Consider the following 3,307-nt stretch of genomic DNA (forward strand, 5'->3'; position numbering starts at 1 on the left):
GGCCTGCCGCACGGCAACCTGCGCCCCTGCAACGTGCTGCTGGAGGATGACGCGGAGTCCTCGATCCGCCTCACCGACATCGCGCAGGGCTGGGTGGGTGGCATCCATCACCTGGAGCTGACGGACCACTTCGTGCATCTCTGCCCGGAGCAGGCGGAGAACCCGGATGGTGTTTTCGCCGGTTATGGACCCTCGTGGGATGTGTATAGCTTTGGCGTCCTCGCTTATCGTTTGCTGAACGGCTACCTGCCGCGTGGCGCGGAGATGTGGGACAGCGAGGTCGAGCGCGCCAACCAGGCCGCCGCCTCCGGCCTCGCGGTGCAGGTTGACAGCAACGCACTGCTCGCCGCCGTCAAATCCCAGCCAAAAATCGTCTGGCAGCAGCCGGCGCAGTCGAAGTGGGAGGAACGCCGACGCAACATCATCGAACGCGCCTTGGATTTGAACCCCGCCGCACGCTGGGCGGACATGCGCGAGATCGTGCGCGAGTTTGAGGTGCTCGAAGGCGACTACTTGCTCGAAGAAGCGCGTGAGCAGACCGTCCGTGAGCGCCAGAATCAGGCGAAAAAGGTGCTCACGCTCCAGACCATCGCCATCTCGCTGCTCACGATCTTTGTGATTTGTTTCATCTACGCTTTTGTGACGCTGCGCCGGGCGCAGAAGGCGGAGACGACCATCGCCAGCATCAGCTCCAATCACAAGCTCGAGACCGACGCGCTCGGCGTCCAGATCACCACCCTGACGAGTGAGCGGGATGTTTCCCGCGCCGCGAAGGCCGTGGCGGACCAGAATTTGCAGAACTCGCAGAACGCGGTGGACCAGTTCCTCACCCAGCTTCTGCAAACACCGACCGGCAACGAGATGGAGGCCGGTTTTTCACGCGACCAGCTCAAGGAGGCGCTCGCTTACTGCCTGCGCGGCCTGCCAGCATTGGAGCAGTCTCCCGCGCTCGGCGTCGAGCGTCTGCGCGCGTATGGAAACATCGGCCAGTTGCACCTGAAACTGCGCGATGGCCCGCAGGCCGTGGAGTTCCTCACCAAGGCGCGTGAGCAGGCCGCCGAGCTGATCGCCAAAGGCGCCGCCCAACCGGCCCAACTGGCGCTCTACCAGCAATGGCTGGGCCGTTACAGCCTGCTGCTCTCCGACATTCGCGGACGCGAGGGCCGTCATGCCGAATCGCTCGCGCTGTTGAAGGAGGCCACGGTGAATCTCGACCAAGGCCTGGCCGCGGATCCGAAAAACCGCCTCGCCCGCAACGAGTGCGCCCGTGCCTGGCTTGAATACGGCCTGCGCACCCTGCGCAACGGCGACATGGCCGACTCCGAACAAGCGCTGGCCCGCGTGCCGGTCATTCTCGACGCCAAGCTGATCGGCCACGACCTCATCAACGACGAAAAATTCATCCTCGCCCGGGCCAAGTATGCCAAGGGCATCAGCCAGCGCGAGGCGGGCAAGATCGAAGAGGCGCTCAACACCCTCATCGACTCGGTGAAGGACATGGGCGAGCTCGTGCTCGGCAGCAGTCCGCGCAACCAGGAGCAGGCGCTGCTGCTCTCCGAGGCCTACACCGAGCTGGCGGAGCTGATCGGCCGTCATTTCGGCGGTGCAGACGCCAAAGAGGCGCACAATCAGGCCTTGCCCATCTTGCTGGAGTTGAACCGCCTGCTTCCTGAATGGGGAGAGGTCAAATACCTCCTGGCTCGCAATTACGGCTCGCTCGCCTCCCTCGCCCGTGACGCGGGCAATCCTTCCGAGGCCGCCAAGAAAAAGCAGGACGCCATCGAGCTGGTGAACGAGATCCTTGCCGATGACAAGGACAACGCCCGCTACGGCTTTTTGCTGGCCAAGCTGCACGGTGAGTACGCCGAGCTGCTGGCTGATGGCGGCAAGAACAGCGCCGCCATCCCGATCGCCAAGCAGGCGGTGGAGTCTTTGGAGGCGATGATCAAGGCGCAGCCGGCTTCGGAAAAACTCACGCCCGAGCGCCGCATGTGGGCGGGCCAGCTCGCGCAGCTTTACGGCTCGCTGGGCCACACCAGCGAGAGCGCTGGCAAAAAAACCGAGGCCAAGGCCGCCTTTGCCAACGCCGTCGCTATCTGGGAAAAGCTCGCCGCCGCCACTTCCAATGACGAGGCCGTGCAGACCGGCCTGACCTGGAGCAAGGGCCGCCTCGCCAAGATCAAATGAGCCTGGCGGAGAAACAGCAGTCGCTCATCGACGACCTAAACATCATCCAGGATCCGCACGAGCGTCTGAACGCCGTCGTTTCACGGGCCAGCGCCATGAAACTGGCCGAGGCGCACAAGATTGACGCCAACCTCGTTCCCGGCTGTGTCTCCCGAGTCTGGCTGCATGGAGAAAGGGTGAATGGCCGCGCCCAGTTCGCCTGCGATGCAGAATCCCCGATGGTGAAGGGCCTCGCCGCATTGCTGTGCGATGTTTACACCGACTCCGCCCCCGCCGAAGTCGCCGCCGTCGAGCCGAAGGTCTGGGAAGACTGCGGTTTCACCAAGATGCTCTCTCCCACACGTTTGAACGGCCTCGCGAACATGCGGAAGCTCATCCGCGAGATGGCGGAGGCATGGAGCGGAGCTGGCGCTTGAGGTTTGCTGTCGTTGGCGATGGTTGGCGGTTGTTTGCAGTTGATGATGAGCCAGCAGGCGATCCTCAATGTCTTCCAACCACCGCAAACCATTGCAAACAACTGCCATCCACGGCAAACCTCTGCTCCATGCTTCGTCTCCAAAACTTCCATGGCTCCGAAATCGAGCCGCATCTCGACGCGCTCGGCACCCTGCGGATCACGGTCTTTCGCGAGTATCCGTATCTTTATGACGGCAGTTTGGAGTATGAGCGCGACTACCTGCGGGTTTATCTGCGCTCCATGGGCAGCCTAGTCGTGCTGGCCTTCGATGACGACCGCGTCGTCGGTGCCACCACCTGCCTTCCCATGCTGGATGAAGGCCCGGAGTTTCAGGCGGCGTTTGTGAAGGCCGGTTACGACCTCTCCACGATCTGCTATTTCGGCGAATCCATCCTGAGGCCCGAATATCGCGGTCAGGGCATCGGCAAAGCATTTTTCACCCGCCGTGAGGCCCATGTTCAGGCTTTGGGCATGAGAGTAAGCACCTTCTGCGCCGTGGACCGCCCCGCCGACCATCCGCTGCGCCCCGCAGCCTATCGCCCGCTTGATGATTTTTGGCGCGGCCAGGGTTACACGAAGCATCCCGAGCTTCAGGCCACGTTTGAGTGGAAGGAGATCGGCGAGGAGATCGAATCTCCGAAGACGCTGACGTTTTGGACGAAG

The 3,307-nt window shown here is 62.7% G+C and carries 2 protein-coding genes and 1 pseudogene; all 3 read left to right on the top strand.

Annotated elements, in window-relative coordinates; translation table 11 throughout:
- Positions 1-2,187: pseudogene (locus tag ACILSI_RS26880) on the top strand (hypothetical protein); the annotation flags it as partial.
- Positions 2,184-2,603: a SufE family protein gene (locus tag ACILSI_RS26885; RefSeq protein WP_395725013.1), complete on the top strand. Its 420-nt coding sequence runs from the start codon at positions 2,184-2,186 to the stop codon at positions 2,601-2,603. The pseudogene ACILSI_RS26880 and the gene ACILSI_RS26885, both read left to right, overlap by 4 nt.
- A gap of 128 nt (positions 2,604-2,731) precedes the next feature.
- The coding region (locus ACILSI_RS26890) for a GNAT family N-acetyltransferase (RefSeq protein WP_395725014.1) at positions 2,732-3,307 on the top strand (576 nt) is incomplete at its 3' end.

The sequence above is a fragment of the Prosthecobacter sp. genome, assembly GCF_044232965.1.
GTDB lineage: Bacteria > Verrucomicrobiota > Verrucomicrobiia > Verrucomicrobiales > Verrucomicrobiaceae > Prosthecobacter.